Raw genomic sequence first — 15,722 nt, 5'->3', positions numbered from 1 at the left:
AGCGCTGATCGACTCAGAGCAAGCCGACGAGAGGGAGAACGACCGATGGCAGGCAACACCGTGACGGTCACCGACACCAGCTTCGCGTCCGACGTGCTGGGCAGCGACAAGCCCGTGCTCGTGGACTTCTGGGCGGAGTGGTGCGGCCCCTGCAAGATGGTCGCGCCCGTGCTCGAGGAGATCGCGGCCGAGCACGGCGACAAGCTGACCATCGCCAAGCTCAACATCGACGAGAACCCGCAGATCGCCCGCGACTACCAGGTCATGTCGATCCCGACGATGACGGTGTTCCAGGGTGGCCAGCCGGTGAAGAGCATCATCGGCGCCAAGCCCAAGGGCGCGATCCTGAACGACCTCGCCGACTACCTGTGACGCACGGCCCCTGCTCCGGCAGGGGCCGCCACGCTGAGTGACAACGGGTCCACCTGTCCACCCGGGCAGGTGGACCCGTCGCCGTCCGGGGGACCCCGACTGGGCCGAGGCGGCGTCGAGGACGACAATCAGGGACACGATGGGAGTCAACGGCGGTATGCGAATCCTGGGTCCGGGTGACCGCGGCGCCGCCGTGGCGGACGTGCAGACCGCACTGCGCAGCCTCGGGCTGCTGCCCGACTCCGACGGAGCGTCCGCGCCGCGCCCACCGCACGCCATGGCCACGCTTCCCGACGTGGCGCTGGACTCCGCCGTCTTCGACGACGCCACCGAGCTCGCGGTCCGGCACTTCCAGCAGAACCGCGGGCTGTCGGTGGACGGGCGGGTCGGCGAGGAGACCTACCGCGCGCTCAACGAGGCACGCTGGTCGCTGGGCGACCGGCTGCTGCGCTACGACCCCGAGCGCGCCATCCGCGGGGACGACGTCATCAACCTGCAGGAGCGCCTGCACGAGCTCGGCTACGACGCCGGGCCGGTCGACGGCATCTTCGGCGGGGACACCGAGGCCGGTCTCCGGGCCTTCCAGCGCGACTACGGCCTCACCTCCGACGGCACCTGCGGCCCGGGCACCCTGCGGGCCCTGCGCCAGCTCGGCCGGAAGGTGACCGGAGGACGCCCCCAGTTGCTGCGGCAGAGCGCGTCCTTCGTCGACAGCGGCCCGCACCTGATCAGCCGGCGGATCGTGGTCGACCCCGGCCACGGGGGCACCGATCCCGGCCACACCTACGGCGAGACGACCGAGGCCGACCTCGTCTTCGACCTCGCCTCCCGGATCGAGGGCCGGCTCGCCGCCGCCGGAGCGACGGTCTACCTCACCCGCGGGCGGAACCAGAACCCCACGGCGGCCGAGCGCACCGCCTTCGCCAACGACGCCCGCGCCGACCTGTTCCTCTCCCTGCACCTGGACGCGCACGCGTCCGAGCACGCCCGTGGCGTGGCCAGCTACTACTACGGCACCGGATCGGGCGCCTCCTCCACCGTCGGTGAGCAGTTCGCCAACCTCGCGCGCCGCGAGGTCGTCGCCCGCACCGGGCTCCTGGACCTGGGGTCGCACTTCAAGACCTGGGATCTGCTGCGGATGACCCGGATGCCGTCCGTGCGGCTGGACTGCGGCTACCTCTCGCACCCCGTGGACCGGCTGCTGCTGCTCGACGCCCGGCTGCGCGCCTCGATCGCCCACGGCGTGCTGGCGGCGGTGCAGCGGTTGTTCCTGCCCGCGGAGGCCGATCCCCCGACGGGGACCTTCGTCCTGCCGGTCTGACGGCCATGACACCGTCGTCCTCCGGACGACACCGCGGACCGTGACACCGTCGTCCTCCGGCGCCCCGGGATCAGGTGACCTGATCGTCGAGGGTCCTCCCTCACGGTGCACGGTCAGGGAGGACACCCGGCCGTGAGGGAGGACGCCGATCCCGGGCTGCAGGGCAGCGTGGAGCGGATGTGACGGGGCGGTCCGCTCGGCGTCCCGGAACTCGATTCCCCCCGGGCCTAGACTCTCGAAGGTGGCCACTCTCCCGCCCGGCTCGTCGGCCGGTTCCGGACAGCAGGGCGCGCACCGCGGTGCGCCCCACCCCTCCCCGCGGCATCCGCGGCTGGACCCGCTGGCCGACCGCTACGCAGCACGTACCCATGGGATGAAGAGCTCGGAGATCCGGGCGCTGTTCTCCGTGGTGAGCCGGCCCGAGGTGGTCTCGCTGGCCGGCGGCATGCCCGCGGTCACCGCGCTGCCCCTCGATGCCGTCGGCTCGATGATCGGCGACCTGGTCTCCGGCATGGGCGCCCAGACCCTCCAGTACGGCTCCGGCCAGGGGGATCCCCGCCTGCGAGAGCGGATCTGCGACGTGATGGCCCTCGAGGGCATCACCGACGCCTCGCCCAGCGAGGTCGTCGTCACGGTCGGCTCCCAGCAGGCGCTGGACCTGGTCACCCGCGTCTTCGTCGACCCCGGTGACGTCATCCTGGCCGAGGCACCTTCCTACGTCGGTGCCCTGGGCGTGTTCCAGTCCGCCCAGGCCCGCGTCCGGCACGTGCCGATGGACGACGACGGTCTCATCCCCGAGGCCCTCGAGGAAGCGCTGCTCGAGTGCCGGGCGAACGGTGACCGGGTCAAGTTCCTCTACACGGTGCCGAACTTCCACAACCCCGCCGGCGTCACACTCACCGAGCCTCGCCGCCAGGCGATCGTCGCCCTGGCCGAGAAGTACGACCTCCTGGTCATCGAGGACAACCCCTACGGCCTGCTGGGCTTCGAGCACGAGCCCATGCGCGCGCTGCGGGCCCGCAACTCCGAGCGGGTGATCTACCTCGGCTCGTTCTCCAAGACGTTCTCGCCGGGCCTGCGGGTGGGCTGGGTGCTCGCGCCCCTCGCCGTCCGCGAGAAACTGGTGCTGGCGACGGAGGCGCAGGTGCTCTGCCCGCCGTCGCTCACCCAGTACGCCGTGGCCCGGTACCTCGACACCCAGCCGTGGCGCGAGCAGATCAAGCTGTTCACCGAGCTCTACCGCGAGCGCCGGGACGCCTGCCTCGAGTCGCTCGAGACGCTGATGCCCGCCGGTACCACCTGGACCCGGCCCGACGGCGGCTTCTACGTCTGGCTGAAGCTGCCCAACGGCCTGGACGCCAAGCTCATGCAGCCGCGGGCGGTGAACGCGCTCGTCGCCTACGTCCCGGGCATCGGCTTCTACGCCGACGGCAGCGGCCAGGAGTACATGCGGCTGTCCTACTGCTACCCCGAGCCCGACCAGATCCGCGAGGGCGTCCGGCGGCTGGCCCGGGTCATCGAGGCGGAGCTGGACCTGCACAGCACCTTCGACTCCGTCGACACCGGCAGCTTCCGCGCGATCCGGCCGGGCCCGGAGTTCACCGGCTCCGGCACGATCGTCGGCCCCGCCAACAGCAACGCCTACGAGGACGGCCGATGACCGAGTCCGCACCCGCACCGGCCCCCGAGACCGGGAGCGACCCGCACCCGCTGCGCGCCGTCGTCCTCGCCGGTGGGCTCACCTTCGAGCGCGAGGTCTCGCTCTCCTCGGGCACCCAGGTGGTCGAAGAGCTGACCCGCGCCGGTCTGGACGCCGAGCTGCGCGACGCCGACGCCGAGCTGCTGCCCGGGCTCGCGGCTGCGCCCGCCGACGCCGTCTTCATCGCCCTGCACGGCGCCACGGGTGAGGACGGCGCCCTGCGTGCGGTCCTCGACCTGGCCGGCGTCCCCTACGTGGGCTCCCCCGCGGCGGCCTGCCGGCTGGCGTGGGACAAGCCGGCCGCGAAGTCCGTCGTCCGGTCCGCCGGGATCACCACTCCCGACTGGGTGGCCCTCCCGCACAGCACCTTCCGCGAGCTCGGCGCCGGCACCGTGCTCGACCTGATGGTCGCCCGGCTGGGGCTGCCCCTCATGGTCAAGCCCGCGTCCGGGGGCTCGGCGCTGGGCGTGCAGAAGATCAGCCGGGTCGAGGACCTCCCGGCCGCCATGGTGAGCTGCTTCGCCTACGGGGACACCGTGATGGTCGAGCGCTACGTGGAGGGCGTGGAGGTGGCGCTCGCCGTCGTCGACCTCGGCGACGGCCCCCAGGCGATGCCGGCCGTCGAGATCGAGCCGGAGTCCGGCGTCTTCGACTACACCGCCCGCTACACCCCCGGCCTGACCGAGTACCACGCACCGGCCCGCATCCCGGACGACGTCGCCGCCCGGGCCGCGGCGGTCGCGGTCCGCGTGCACGAGGTGCTCGGGCTGGCCGACCTGTCCCGCACCGACGCGATCGTCACCCCGGACGGCGAGGTGCACTTCCTCGAGGTGAACGTGTCGCCTGGTCTGACCGAGACGTCGATGTTCCCGATGGCCGTCGAGGCCGCCGGGTACGAGCTCGGCGACGTCATCGCCCGCCTCCTCGCGGCGCGGGCCTCCTCGCCCCGCTGACCCTTCACACAACGACGAGGGCCCCATTACGTCTGTGACGTAACGGGGCCCTCGTCGTTGGATAGGCGCTGGTCAGGCCTCCGGGCGCCGTCCGGTGATTTCGGGGGCCATCACGCCGATGATCCGCTGCAAGTCGTCGACCGAGCCGAACTCGACCACGATCTTCCCCTTGGACCGGCCGATCTGGATCTTGACCTTCGTCTCGAACCGGTCGGAGAGCCGGGAGCCCAGCTCCTCGACCCCGGGGGCCGAGATGTTGCGGGTCCGGCGCTTGGCGGTGGGGCGCTCGGCGGCGGCCATCGCGACCGCCTCCTCGGTGGCCCGCACCGACATGCCCTCGGCCACGATCCTGGTCGCCAGGGCGTCCTGGGCGTCGGCGTCCGGCAGCCCGAGCAGCGCGCGGGCGTGCCCGGCAGAGATGACGCCGGCGGCCACCCGGGTCTGCACCTTCACCGGCAGCTTCATCAGCCGGATCGTGTTGGTGACCTGCGAGCGGCTGCGGCCGATCTTGCTGGCCAGCTCCTCGTGGGTGGCGCCGAACTCCTCCAGCAACTGCTGGTAGGCCGCGGCCTCCTCGAGCGGGTTGAGCTGGACCCGGTGGATGTTCTCCAGCAGGGCATCGCGGAGCATCGCGTCGTCGGTGGTGTCGCGAACGATCGCGGGCACAGTCTCGAGCCCGGCCGCGCGGGCGGCGCGGAGCCGGCGCTCACCCATGATGAGCTCGTAGGTCACCGTGCCGCCGTCGGCGCCGGGGTTCTCCCGCACGACGATCGGCTGCAGGAGGCCGAACTCCTTGACGCTGTGGCTGAGCTCCTCCAGCGCCTCGTCGTCGAAGACCTGGCGGGGCTGCTTCGGGTTGGGGACGACGTCGTCGACCGAGACCTCGCGCAGCTGCGCCCCGGGAACGCCGAGGGCACCCGGCGCCTCGACCGGCGGCGTCGTGCCGACGTCGACCCCGGCGGCCGGCGTGGCCGGCATGTCGGGGGAGTCGGGCGTGGGGCGGTCGGCCGCCGACGGCTCGGCGGGCGGCGGCACCAGGCTCACCGGGGACGGTGCAGCCGCCGATGGCGCCTCGTCCGCCCGGGACCGGTCAGCCGGCTCCGTGGACGGCGGGGGAGCAGTGGGCGCCGACGGGGGCGGGCCGGTCGGGATGAGGGCGGCCAGTCCGCGACCCAGTCCACCGCGCTTGCTCATCTTGGCTCCTCGTTGGGGATCGAGCTCACTGGCCGTCCTGCGTGTTCACGCCATCGGCGACGGCGAAGGCCGTCGCCGCACCCGGCGTGCTGGTGCGGTCGATCGGGGGCAGTTCCACGCCGCGGTGGGCGAGCTCGCGGGCTGCCTCGACATAGCTGGTGGACCCGCGCGAGCCGGGGTCGTAGGTGAGCACGGACTGGCCGTAGCCCGGCGCCTCCGACACCCGCACGTTGCGCGGGATGACCGCGTCGAGCACCACGTCGCCGAAGTGGTTGCGCACCTCGTCGGCGACCTGGTCGGCGAGCTTGGTCCGGCCGTCGTACATGGTGAGCAGGATGGTGCGGACGGCGATGCCCGGGTTGAGGTGCTGCCGGACGAGGTCGATGTTGTTGAGCAGCTGACCCAGCCCCTCGAGCGCGTAGTACTCGCACTGGATGGGGATGAGGACCTCGTCGCCGGCGACCAGCGCGTTGAGCGTGAGCAGGCCCAGGGACGGCGGGCAGTCGATGAGCACGTAGTGCGGGCGCTTCTCCGGCGGGAGGGCGGCGATGTAGCCCTCGATCGCCCGGCGCAGCCGGTGCTCGCGCGCGACGACCGACACCAGCTCGATCTCCGCGCCGGCCAGGTCGATGGTGGCCGGGACGCAGAGCAGGTGGGGGCTCGCCGTCGTCGGGTGCACCACCTCGGTCAGCGTGCTGTCGCCGACCAGGGCGTCGTAGATCGACGGCGTCCCCACCGTGTGCTCGACACCGAGGGCCGTGCTCGCGTTGCCCTGCGGATCGAGGTCGATGACCAGCGTCCGCAGGCCGTAGAGAGCCAGGGCGACGCCGAGGTTCACCGTGGACGTCGTCTTGCCGACGCCGCCCTTCTGGTTGGCGATGGTGATGATGCGGATCCGCGCGGGCACCGGGAAGGGATCCTGGTCGGCCGCGTGCAGCACGCGGGTCGCCCGCAACGCCTCCATCGCGATGGGGCTGTCGAAGTCCGCCACGCCCCCGGAGGACGACTGGTCGGCCGCGAGGCTGCTCCGCAGCCGCTCGCCCGGGTCGGTCATCGCAGTCCCTCCTGGTGCCGTTTCACGTGGAACGGGTCGGGTAGCTGTACCTGTTCCACGTGGAACAGGGTCGTGGAACGGCCCGCCGTCACCTCGCGGGGGAGAGCCGTCACCGTGCCCCACGCGTCATGACGACCACGGTAGTGGCAGCAGCCCCCAGGGATGCACCGACCGCCCGCGGGTGGATGTCCCGCATGCCCGCCGCCTCCAGTTCCGGGACCAGAGCCGGGAGCTCCGCCAGTGCACGGGCACCGACGAGGGCCACCAGCTGGGTGCCCGGACGCAACAGACCGCGACACCAGCCGACGAGCCGGGGGAGCGGAGCCACGGCCCGGGCGGTGACGACGTCGACGGGACAGACGGAGCCGGCCACCGACCGCTCCTCGGCCCGCCCGCGGATGACCTGCCACGGCGTGCGCTGCGCGTCGGCGAGCTCCGCGACCGCCTCCTGCAGGAACTCGACGCGGCGCGCCATCGGCTCGACCAGGGTGAGGGCGACGTCGGGGCGGGCCAGGCCCAGGGGGATCCCGGGCAGTCCCGCTCCACTGCCGACGTCGACCACGCGCGCACCCTGGGGCACGGCCTCGGCCACCGCCGCGCTGTTCAGCACGTGCCGTTCCCACAGCCGGGCCACCTCGCGCGGCCCGATCAGCCCCCTGGTCACTCCCGCGGAGGCGAGCTTCGCGACGAAGGCGCACGCGGCCGGGAGCGCGTCCCCGAAGACCTCCCCGGCCACCTCGGGCGGCGGCGGGGCGTCGGGTGTCGGCTCGCTCACGAGTGCTCCTCGCCGGCGCTCGTCAGCCGCGCCGGCGGGGTTGCTCCGCCCACCGGTTCACTCGCTGGACGGCTCACCGGTCCGGCAGGACCACGACGCGGCGGTTCGGCTCCTCGCCCTCGGACTCGCTGTGCACGCCATCGACACCGGCGATGACGTCGTGGACGACCTTGCGCTCGAACGGGTTCATCGGGCTGAGCCGCTCGGGCTGCCCGCTGCTGGAGACCCGGCGGGCGGTCTCGCCGGCCAGTGCCGTCAGGTCGGCCCGGCGCTTGGCGCGGAAGCCGCCGACGTCCAGCATCAACCGGCTGCGCACGCCGGTCGACTGCGCGACGGCGAGCCGGGTGAGCTCCTGCAAGGCCTCGAGCGTGGCGCCGTCCGGCCCGATCAGGTCGTTGAGCCGGCCGCCCACGATGGCGACGGAGGCGCGGTCGCCCTCGACGTCGAGGTCGATGTCCCCGTCCACGTCGAGGATGTCGAGGAGCCGCTCGAGGTAGTCACCGGCGACGTCCCCCTCCTGGACCAGCAGGGCCTCCCCACGCGGACCGGTGGACCCTGGGGCCCCACCCGCCCCGTCAGAGTCCAGGTCTGCCGCCTCGACGAGGGCGTCGTCGCTGGCGGCGTCGGCGTCCGGGAGCGCGGGGGCGCTGTCGGTGGGGTGCTGCTGCGGGGCACTCACGGAGGTTCCTCCACTGTCGGTTCGGGCATCCGGGTCGGCCCCGGTGGTCATGGTCCGGACCGTGGTCCGGCGTGCGCCGTCAACGGCGCTTGCGCTTGCCCCGGTTCGCGGGGCCCTGGCCCGCCCGTCCGGCGCCACCGCGGGGGGCGTTGCCCGCACCGTTCGCGGAGGGCCCGGCGGGGCGTCCGTCGGCCGCACCGCTGGCCGTCGCACCGTTCGCACCGTTCGCACCGTTCGCACCGTTCGCACCGTTCGCACCGTTCGCACCGTCGACGGTGCTCTCGGGGGCGGCGGTCGCGGGCTTGGCGCCGGGCTTGGGCCGGACCGGCTTGGCGCCCGGCTTGGGAGCGAGCGTCTTCGGGTCGATCGCCGGCTTGTCGGTACCGGACTTCGCCTTGGCGGCGGCCGACCCGGGCGGCGGCATCTTGCGCAGGATGAAGAACTGCTGGCCGAAGGTCCAGGAGTTGTTCACGACCCAGTAGATGAGAACGCCGATGGGGAAGAAGAACCCCGTGACGAAGAGGCTCAGCGGCATGCCGTAGAGCAGCAGCTTCTGCACCGTGGCGGCCTGGCCCTCGACCGGACCGGAGCGCTTCATGATCTGCTTCTGCGTGAAGTAGGTGGTCACGCACATCAGCGGGATGAGGATCAGCGCGACCAGGCGGATGCTGCCGTAGGTCACCCCGTCCAGCGCCAGGATCGCCTCTTCCTTGGCACCGCTCATGTTGAACGACGCGGAGATCGGCGCCCCGAACAGGTCGGCGCGGGACGCCTGATCGGTCAGCTCGTCGGTCCAGCTGTAGAGCCCTTCCTTGTCCGGCGCGAGGCGGCGCAGCACGTGGAAGAGCGAGATGAAGATCGGGATCTGCGGCAGGATCGGCAGGCAGCCGGCCAGCGGGTTGACCCCGCGCTCCTTCTGCAGCGCCATGATCGCCTGGCTCATGCCCTGCCGGTCGCTGCCGTACTGCTTGCGCAGCTTGGCGATCTCGGGCTGCAGCTCCTGCATGGCCCGCTGCGACTTCACCTGCTTGACGAACAGCGGGAAGAGCAGCAGCCGCACGGTGACGACCAGCAGCGCGATCGACAGCGCCCAGGTGAGGCCACCGGCCGGGTCGAGGAAGGTGGAGAGCACGTCGTGCCACCGGGCCATCACCCAGGCGATCGCGGTGTACAGCCAGTCAAGCAACGGAGGTCTCCTCGTTCGCCCGGCGCGAGGCCGGCGGGGTGGCACGTGCAGGTTCGGGTGCCACTGGCGCCGGCACCGCAGTGCTCGACGCGCGGGCGGGCTCGCGGGTTCCGGCAGGGGGAACCGGGTCCAGGCCACCGGGGTGCCAGGGCGCGCACTTGAGGATCCGGCGGACGGCCAGCCAGCTGCCGCGCGCCGCTCCGTGGCGGTCGATCGCCTCGGCGGCGTAGGCGCTGCAGGTCGGGTAGAACCGGCACCGCGGCGGCAGCGCCGGGCTGATCGCCCGGGAGTAGAAGCCCACGGCGGCCAGCAGCGCCCGGCGCACCGGTGCCCGGCCGCTCACGGGCGGGCCCGCTGGTCGAGCAGCCGGTCCAGCCCGCGGGCGAGGTCGCGGCGCAGGACCGCGGAGTCGGCGTCCGCCGCCTCGGGGCGTGCCCGGACGACCAGGTCCGCCGTGGCCGGCAGCCGGTCCAGCTCGGCACGGACGGCGGCCCGCAGCCGGCGGGTCACGCGGTGACGGACCACGGAGTTGCCCACCGCCTTGCCCACCACGAAACCGGCCCGCGCACCGGACGGCGCCACCGGACGCGCACCATCACCGGGCGCCGGGTCGCCGCCCGCTCGGGCGGGCCGTTCGGGGAGGAAGTGGAGCACCATGGTCGGCCGCCCGGCACGTCGGCCGGACCGGACGACCGCGGTGAATTCCGGGCGCCGGCGCAGGCGTGCCTGCGCGGGCAGCACGTCAGGCGGAGAGCTTCTCGCGACCCTTGCGCCGGCGGCCGGCGAGGATCGCGCGGCCCGCACGGGTGCGCATCCGCAGCCGGAAGCCGTGGGTCTTGGACCGGCGACGGTTGTTCGGCTGGAAGGTGCGCTTGCTCACGAGGTACTCCCACATCACGTTCGGCGGTGCGCGTCCCCGGTGGGCGGACGCGCAGGGGGTGCCGGCACGAACGGCGCGAGCCGTACCCAGCCGGACCCCGGAAGCTGGTCTTCCGCGGACGAACACGTGCACGCCAGCGCCGGATGAGCGGGCATGGCGGCAACAGCCGTCACGGACTCCGGACAGCATAGCCGAGGAATCCAGGCTGCCGGTGCCCGGGATCGGTCCGGACTCCGCATGATGCCCCGGCGGTGCCACCGCCCCGGAACGGCACGCCGTCGCGACGCGCCGGAAGCGGTGGATGCATCGTTGCCGCCCTGTGGACGAGGCTGTTAGCGTCGCCGTCGCCCCGCACCGGACGACAGGGTCACGGCGCGTGGGCCGACCCCTCGGTCTCCCGACCCCCGAAGCGCCCGTGGATCCCGACGACGGGGCGCTGACCAGCGGAAAAGCTGGACAGACCCCGGGCTCTCGTCGGCCACGGTGGCAACGGCACCGGTCGTGCACAGCCTGTGGACACCCGTGTGGAACACGGATGTCCGCACGTGCCCGCCGGCCACGGAGCGCGGATCCCCGCCAGGCACCAGGCTGACGGGACGCGGCCCTCGAGGGAACCGGCCGATCGGGGTCGAACACATGGGGAGGACGACGGCATGGCGGACGACGCGCCGGATCTGCCAACGGTCTGGGACCAGATCCGCGAACGGCTGGCCACCAGCCTGTCCCCGCAGCAGAACGCCATGCTGAACCTGACCCGTCCGCTGGGACTGGTCGAGGGCACCGCGGTGCTCGCCGCACCGAACGAGTTCACCCAGACCGTGCTGGAGTCCCGGATGCGCCGGGTGCTCGCCGAGGCGCTGTCCGAGCAGTTCGGCCGGGACATCCGCGTCGCGATCCAGCTCGAGGACGCTCCCGAGGACCCTGCTCCGGAGGTCCAGGACGACGGACCGACCCGCCGTCCCTGGTCGGCCGCCGAGGCGGCGCTCGAGGCACGGCGCGCCGAGGAGGACCGGGTCACCCGCGACCGCGCCGACGACGGGCGCAGCGCGTTCGGCGTCCGCACCGACGCGGTCGGCTCGGCACCCTGGGACCGGGAGCCCGCCGACGACCGGAAGGCCCGCGCGGAGGCAGAGGTGCGCGAGCTGCGCCCCGTCGACCGGGGAGCTCCCGAGGACTGGGCCACCCCCGCATGGGGCGGGGAGCCGGCGTCCCACGACTGGGGCGGCTCGGGCGACGGCCGATCTGCTGACGTGCTGCCCTTCGACCTCTCCTCGCCCGACGGCGATCAGCGCGGCGCACGTTCGGGGGGACGGCGACGGCCCGAGGCCGGTCGGCCGGCGGGACTGGACCCGGGGCTGAACCCGAAGTACGTCTTCGACTCCTTCGTCATCGGCAACAGCAACCGGTTCGCCCACGCCGCGGCGGTCGCGGTGGCCGAGGCGCCGGCCCGCGCCTACAACCCGCTGTTCATCTACGGCGAGTCCGGGCTGGGCAAGACCCACCTGCTGCACGCGATCGGGCACTACGCCGCCCGCATGTTCCCCAACGTCAAGGTGCGCTACGTCAGCACCGAGGAGTTCACCAACGAGTTCATCAACCTGGTGCACTCCGGCCGAGCCGAGGACTTCCGCCGTCGCTACCGGGACATCGACTTCCTGCTGATCGACGACATCCAGTTCCTGGAGCGGGCCGAGCGGACGCAGGAGGAGTTCTTCCACACCTTCAACACGCTGCACAACGCGTCGAAGCAGATCGTGATCACCTCCGACCGCGCGCCGAAGAAGCTGACGACGCTGGAGGACCGGCTGCGGACCCGCTTCGAGTGGGGCCTGATCACCGACGTCCAGGCGCCCGATCTCGAGACCCGCATCGCGATCCTGCGCAAGAAGGCGTGGGGCGAGCGGCTACAGGTGCCCGACGCGGTGCTGGAGTTCATCGCCAGCAAGGTGCAGACCAACATCCGCGAGCTCGAGGGCGCGCTCATCCGGGTGACGGCGTTCGCGTCGCTCAACAAGCAGCAGGTGGACCTGCCCCTGGCCGAGCTGGTGCTGAAGGACCTGATCAGCGACGAGCAGGGGCCGCAGATCACCGCGGCGATCATCATGGCCGCCACCGCCGAGTACTTCTCCGTGACCATGGAGGAGCTGCAGGGCTCCAACCGCAGCCGGACGCTGGTGAACGCCCGGCAGATCGCGATGTACCTGTGCCGGGAGCTGACCGAGCTCTCCCTGCCGCGGATCGGGGCCTCGTTCGGCGGCAAGGACCACACCACGGTCATGCACGCGGTCAAGAAGATCACCAACCTGATGAGCGAGCGCCGGGCCACCTACACCCAGGTCACCGAGCTCACCGCGCGCATCAAGAGCCGCGCCCGGCAATAACTCTGTCGTCCTCCGGACGACACCGCGGCCACGTGCCGTCCCCCCGTTGGGACGAGCGCGTCGGTCGGCCCTGCGCGGGACCCTCCGGGCCCCACTCGGCCCGCGATCCGCACCGGACGACACCGCGGCCACGTGCCGTCCCCCCGTTGGGACGAGCGCGTCGGTCGGCCCTGCGCGGGACCCTCCGGGCCCCCTCGTGGCTCGGCCGCGCGATGTGGTGGTGACCCTCGCCGTCGACGACGAGGCTCGCTGTTCCACAGCATGTCCGCGGTCGGCCGGCGGGGCTCGTCGCGCGGGCATCAGCGGGACGTCGGGCGGACGACGCGGACCGGTCGACATGTCGCTGTCCACAGTTGTGTGGAACTCCGTGGACAGCGGAACCCCTGTTCCTGCGCGTCAGAGGCCGGTCATCGGCCGACCATCCGGTCGACACGTCGAGAAGTTGTCCCCAGGAATGTGCACAGGTTGGGGAGATCCGTGCCGGAGCCGGTCCGCGAGCCCCGCACCGATCGCCCGCCCGACCGGCGCCCGCGCCCTCCACAGCCCCGTGACCTGCGCGTATGCCCGAGAGCCGGGAGACCGGCCCCGGCGGACGCCGAACCGGGCCGGCGGACGTGCACACGGCATGGGGACGAACAGGGGGCAACCAGGGGAGTGCAGGTGGACGGCGGGCGGTGTCTGTGCACGGCGGTCGAGTTGTCCACGTGTCGACAACAGGACGACGGTGACCGCCCACAGCGGGCCAACAGGGCTGGTGGGGCATTGACCTGCGGAAAGGCGCCCGGTCCCCAGCTTCCACACGTGTGATGACGAGGATGAAGTACTTCTACCCAGAATTTCTCGAACCACATTCAGGCTGGGGGCGCTCCGCTCGGGCCGTGCTCCAGGAGCGCACCGGCACCGACGGAGCGCTGGGCAGAGCACCCGACAGGGGACAGGGTTTCCCCCGGAGGCACCCGAGCAGGCACCATGAGCACCGCACCGGGGGTGGGAGCCTCCGCCTCGACGTCCGGCGCACCGTGGACGCAGAAGAGATCGGGTGGATGGACAGATGAAGTTCCGGGTGGCACGAGAGGTGCTCGCCGACACCGTGGCGTGGACGGCCCGCAGCCTGCCGCCGCGACCGTCGGTCCCCGTCCTCGCCGGCATCCTGCTCGAGGTCGACGGCAGCCAGCTGTCGGTGTCCGGCTTCGACTACGAGGTGTCCGCGCGCGCCGAGGCCGACGTCCAGGCCAGCGAGAGCGGCCGCGTCCTGGTCCCGGGCCGGCTGCTGGCCGAGATCACCCGGGCTCTGCCGCCGCACCCGGTGGACATCACCGCCGACGGCCCGCGGCTGGCGATCACCTGCGGCAACGCCCGGTTCAGCCTGCCGACGCTGCCCGTCGAGGACTACCCGTCCCTGCCCTCCATGCCGTCCTCGGCCGGTGTGGTGGACAGCGACGTCTTCGCCGAGGCCGTCTCGCAGGTCGCGGTGGCGGCCGGGCGTGACGACACGCTGCCGATGCTCACCGGTGTCCGGCTGGAGATCGAGGGCGACCAGATCACCCTCGCCGCCACCGACCGCTACCGACTCGCGGTCCGGGAGTTCGCCTGGCGTCCCGACACCGCGGGCCTGTCCGCAGCGGTCCTCGTGCCGGCCCGCACCCTGGCCGACGCCGCCAAGACCCTCACCAGCGGTCCGGAGATCACCGTCTCGCTGTCCTCGGGCAGCTCCGGGGAGGGCATCCTCGGCCTCTCCGGCAAGGACCGGCAGACCACCACCCGGCTGCTCGACGCCGAGTTCGTCAAGTACCGCGCGATCATGCCCAGCGAGTCCGCGGCCAGCGCCACGCTCCCGGTCGGCCTGTTCACCGACGCCGCCAAGCGCGTCGCCCTGGTCGCCGAGCGCGGCACCCCCCTGCGCTGCGAGTTCACCCCCGGCCAGGTCACCCTGCGGGCCGGCGGCACCGACGACGAGGGGCAGGCCGAGGAGCGCTGCGACGTCGACTTCGACGGCGAGCCGCTGACCATTGGCTTCAACCCGACGTTCCTGCTCGATGGGCTGGCCGCGGTGCACACCGACCGCGCGCGGATGGACTTCACCAGCCCGCTCAAGCCCGCCGTGCTCTCCGGCGTCGAGGAGCCGGCCGACGACGGCGGGGCACCGGCTCCGCGTCCGGGCAGCTACCGGTACCTGATCATGCCGGTGCGACTGCCCGGCTGACCGCCACCCGGCGAGGCCCGGCCCGGGCGAGCACGATGGGGCACTGACCAGGACAGAACGCCGAGAGGGGACACCGTCGTGCAGCTGGGACTGATCGGGCTGGGCAAGATGGGCGGCAACATGGCCGAGCGGGTACGCCGGGCCGGCCATGAGGTCGTGGGGTACGACCGCTCACCGGACAAGCGCGACGTCGACAGCCTGCCCGCTCTGGTGGAGGCGCTGTCCACGCCCCGCGTGGTGTGGGTGATGGTGCCCTCCGGCGAACCGACCCGGGAGACGGTCAAGGAGCTCGCCGGCCTGCTCGAGCCCGGTGACGTGATCATCGACGGTGGCAACTCCAAGTACACCGACGACCAGGTCCACGACGTGATGTGCCGCGAGAAGGGCATCGGCTACATCGACGCCGGGGTCTCCGGCGGCGTCTGGGGCCTGGAGAACGGTTACGCCCTGATGGTGGGCGGCACGAAGGAGGACGTCGCCAAGGTCCAGCCGGTCTTCGACGCGCTGAAGCCCCCGGCACCGGTGGACGAGGCCGGGCAGGAGCTACCCGGCGCCGGTTTCGTGCACGCCGGCCCCGTGGGCGCCGGGCACTTCAGCAAGATGGTCCACAACGGCATCGAGTACGCGATGATGCAGGCCTACGGCGAGGGTTACGAGCTGCTCGCGGCGGTCGACCTCATCGAGGACGTGCCCGGCGTCGTCCGGTCGTGGACCCAGGGCACGGTCATCCGCTCCTGGCTGCTCGACCTGCTGGTGCGGGCCCTGGACGAGGACCCGGCGCTGGACCGGGTGCGGGGCTACGCCGAGGACTCCGGCGAGGGCCGGTGGACCGTCGAGCAGGCGATCGAGAACGCCGTCCCCATGCCGACCATCGCGGCCTCGCTGTTCGCCCGCTTCTCCTCCCGGCAGGAGGACTCGCCGACCATGAAGGCGGTCGCCGCGCTGCGCAACCAGTTCGGCGGGCACGCGATCCGGTCCGCGGAGTCCGAGGCCGAGAGCCCCGCCTGATCCGCCCCCGTCCGATC

Annotated in this window: 14 protein-coding genes and 1 pseudogene; 7 read left to right on the top strand and 8 right to left on the bottom strand. The window is 72.6% G+C overall.

Going from position 1 to position 15,722, the window contains the following annotated elements:
* Nucleotides 1-45: 45 nt before the first annotated feature.
* The 4 genes from trxA to ACI793_RS05320 all read left to right on the top strand — a co-directional run bounded on the left by trxA (nucleotide 46) and on the right by ACI793_RS05320 (nucleotide 4,345).
* Nucleotides 46-372, top strand: a complete 327-nt coding sequence (trxA, locus tag ACI793_RS05335) for a thioredoxin (protein ID WP_311343261.1) — start codon at nucleotides 46-48, stop codon at nucleotides 370-372.
* A gap of 157 nt (nucleotides 373-529) precedes the next feature.
* A complete protein-coding gene (locus tag ACI793_RS05330; protein WP_456605327.1) occupies nucleotides 530-1,693 on the top strand; it encodes an N-acetylmuramoyl-L-alanine amidase in 1,164 nt (387 codons plus the stop codon).
* Nucleotides 1,694-1,934: 241 nt separating this feature from the next.
* A complete protein-coding gene (locus ACI793_RS05325) occupies nucleotides 1,935-3,353 on the top strand; it encodes an aminotransferase-like domain-containing protein (protein WP_456605326.1) in 1,419 nt (472 codons plus the stop codon).
* Complete coding sequence (locus ACI793_RS05320; RefSeq protein ID WP_456605325.1) at nucleotides 3,350-4,345, top strand: D-alanine--D-alanine ligase family protein; 996 nt, start codon at nucleotides 3,350-3,352, stop codon at nucleotides 4,343-4,345. Before ACI793_RS05325 ends, ACI793_RS05320 begins: the two co-directional genes overlap by 4 nt.
* A gap of 72 nt (nucleotides 4,346-4,417) precedes the next feature.
* Here ACI793_RS05320 and ACI793_RS05315 read toward each other — a convergent pair whose 3' ends face one another.
* From ACI793_RS05315 to rpmH, 8 genes are all read right to left on the bottom strand, one after another.
* Nucleotides 4,418-5,539 (bottom strand): ParB/RepB/Spo0J family partition protein, encoded by a 1,122-nt coding sequence (locus tag ACI793_RS05315; RefSeq protein WP_456605324.1) that lies wholly within the window; start codon nucleotides 5,537-5,539, stop codon nucleotides 4,418-4,420.
* A gap of 25 nt (nucleotides 5,540-5,564) precedes the next feature.
* Entirely contained in the window at nucleotides 5,565-6,593 is a 1,029-nt protein-coding gene (locus tag ACI793_RS05310) for a ParA family protein (protein ID WP_456605323.1), read from the bottom strand.
* 109 nt (nucleotides 6,594-6,702) lie between these two features.
* A complete protein-coding gene (gene rsmG, locus ACI793_RS05305; protein ID WP_456605322.1) occupies nucleotides 6,703-7,368 on the bottom strand; it encodes a 16S rRNA (guanine(527)-N(7))-methyltransferase RsmG in 666 nt (221 codons plus the stop codon).
* A 73-nt stretch (nucleotides 7,369-7,441) separates the two neighbouring features.
* Nucleotides 7,442-8,047 carry a Jag family protein gene (locus ACI793_RS05300; protein ID WP_456605321.1) on the bottom strand — a complete coding sequence of 202 codons (606 nt, stop codon included), beginning with the start codon at nucleotides 8,045-8,047 and terminating at the stop codon, nucleotides 7,442-7,444.
* Between the two features lie 79 nt (nucleotides 8,048-8,126).
* A complete protein-coding gene (yidC, locus tag ACI793_RS05295; protein ID WP_456605320.1) occupies nucleotides 8,127-9,233 on the bottom strand; it encodes a membrane protein insertase YidC in 1,107 nt (368 codons plus the stop codon).
* The gene (yidD, locus tag ACI793_RS05290; protein ID WP_456605319.1) at nucleotides 9,226-9,576 is read right to left on the bottom strand and encodes a membrane protein insertion efficiency factor YidD; all 351 of its coding nucleotides are present in this window, start codon (nucleotides 9,574-9,576) and stop codon (nucleotides 9,226-9,228) included. The genes yidC and yidD overlap by 8 nt, the downstream gene beginning before the upstream one ends.
* Entirely contained in the window at nucleotides 9,573-9,974 is a 402-nt protein-coding gene (gene rnpA, locus ACI793_RS05285) for a ribonuclease P protein component (RefSeq protein ID WP_456605318.1), read from the bottom strand. The genes yidD and rnpA overlap by 4 nt, the downstream gene beginning before the upstream one ends.
* Before the next feature lies 1 nt (nucleotide 9,975).
* Nucleotides 9,976-10,113 carry a 50S ribosomal protein L34 gene (gene rpmH / locus ACI793_RS05280; protein ID WP_040338882.1) on the bottom strand — a complete coding sequence of 46 codons (138 nt, stop codon included), beginning with the start codon at nucleotides 10,111-10,113 and terminating at the stop codon, nucleotides 9,976-9,978.
* Nucleotides 10,114-10,766: 653 nt separating this feature from the next.
* Here rpmH and dnaA point away from each other — a divergent pair.
* The 3 genes and pseudogenes from dnaA to gnd form a co-directional block, all read left to right on the top strand.
* The gene (gene dnaA / locus ACI793_RS05275) at nucleotides 10,767-12,494 is read left to right on the top strand and encodes a chromosomal replication initiator protein DnaA (RefSeq protein WP_456605317.1); all 1,728 of its coding nucleotides are present in this window, start codon (nucleotides 10,767-10,769) and stop codon (nucleotides 12,492-12,494) included.
* Nucleotides 12,495-13,533: 1,039 nt separating this feature from the next.
* Nucleotides 13,534-14,697 (top strand): DNA polymerase III subunit beta, encoded by a 1,164-nt coding sequence (gene dnaN / locus ACI793_RS05270; RefSeq protein ID WP_456605316.1) that lies wholly within the window; start codon nucleotides 13,534-13,536, stop codon nucleotides 14,695-14,697.
* A 63-nt stretch (nucleotides 14,698-14,760) separates the two neighbouring features.
* Nucleotides 14,761-15,705, top strand: a pseudogene (gene gnd, locus ACI793_RS05265) (phosphogluconate dehydrogenase (NAD(+)-dependent, decarboxylating)); the annotation flags it as partial.
* Nucleotides 15,706-15,722 lie beyond the last annotated feature (17 nt).

This window comes from Blastococcus sp. SYSU DS0617 (genome assembly GCF_054051075.1).
Note: the sequence above shows the minus strand (reverse complement) of the source record. Positions and strands in the feature narration are given on the sequence as shown.